This window comes from Variovorax guangxiensis, from assembly GCF_003952165.1.
Taxonomy (GTDB): Bacteria; Pseudomonadota; Gammaproteobacteria; order Burkholderiales; family Burkholderiaceae_C; genus Variovorax; species Variovorax guangxiensis.
The window spans coordinates 1-1231 of the sequence record NZ_RXFT01000037.1 but is presented as its reverse complement, the minus strand read 5'-3'; the positions used below and the strand labels follow the sequence as shown (position 1 = coordinate 1231).

Genomic DNA, 1231 nt, shown 5'->3' with positions numbered 1-1231 from the left:
TGACCTGCTCCCCATAGGGCATACCAGCTGAAGGTTAGTAGAGTCCGTTTTCAGAGGAAGAACGGACATGAAGAAGAGCAGATTCACCGACGAGCAGATCATCGGTTTTCTCAAACAGGCCGAGGGCGGCATGCCGGTCAAGGCACTGTGCCGCCTGGGCGGCTTCAGCGATGCGACCTTCTACAAGTGGCGCGCCAAGTTGGGTGGCATGCAGGCCAGCGAGGCCACGCGGCTGTGCGAGATCGAGGGCGAGAACGCCAAGCTCAAGAAGCTGCTGGCCGAGGCCCATCTGCACATCGAAGCGCTGAAGGTGGGCTTCGGGGTAAAGCGCTGACCCCGCAGGCCAGGCGCGAGGCCGCTGCCAGGATGGTTCAAGAACTGTCCATCAGCGAGCGCCGCGCCTGTCGCTATGCGGGGTTGTCCAGAACCAGCTACCGGGAGCGGCCCAGTATGAACGAGTCCACGGCCAGCCTGAGCACGCGCATCGTCGAGCTGGCGTATGAGCGCCGACGCTTCGGCTACCGGCGCATCCATGACCTGTTGGCCCTGGAAGGCCATCAGGTGAACCACAAGCGCGTGTGGCGCCTGTACAAGCTGGCCAATCTGTCGGTGCGCAAGCGCCGCAAGGTCAAACGCCCCACGGGCGAGCGCCAGCCCCTGGCCGCCAGCCAGCACGTCAATGACACCTGGAGCGCGGACTTCGTGATGGACGCGCTGGCCAACGGCCGGCGCATCAAGTGCCTGACGGTGGTCGATGACTTCAGCCGCGAGTGCGTGGACATCGCGGACGGCATGGGTGGCGAGTACGTCGTGCGCTTGCTGGACCAGGCAGCGCAGTTCCGCGGCTACCCGTCGGCCATCCGCACCGACCAGGGGCCGGAGTTCACCAGCCGGGCTTTCATGGCGTGGGCGGCGGCACGCGGCGTTCGGCACCTGCTCAACGATGCAGGCTGTCCGACCCAGAACGCCTACATCGAGAGCTTCAACGGCAAGTTCAGGGATGAGTGCCTGAACGAGCAATGGTTCGAGACGCTGGTGCAGGCTCGCCAGGAGGTGGCCCGATGGCGGCGCGACTACAACGAGGTGCGGCCCCACAGTTCACTGGGGCGCATCTCGCTGGCCCGCTTTGCCGCCTTGCATCGCCAGCGCGCTGGCGATGCAAGGCAATCACCGGAGATCAAGTAGTCTCCACAACCTTGGACTCGCTAACTCAACACTGGCACTTCTAAAG

1 protein-coding gene is annotated in these 1231 nt (G+C 64.3%); it reads left to right on the top strand.

What is annotated here, in order from left to right; translation table 11 throughout:
• Positions 1 to 67: 67 nt before the first annotated feature.
• Positions 68 to 1185 (top strand): IS3 family transposase gene (locus EJP67_RS33480; protein WP_420824290.1). Its coding sequence is split into 2 segments (ribosomal slippage): positions 68 to 323 and positions 323 to 1185, totalling 1119 coding nucleotides; the frame shifts between segments, so codons are not numbered across the junction.
• The last annotated feature ends 46 nt before the right edge of the window (positions 1186 to 1231 follow it).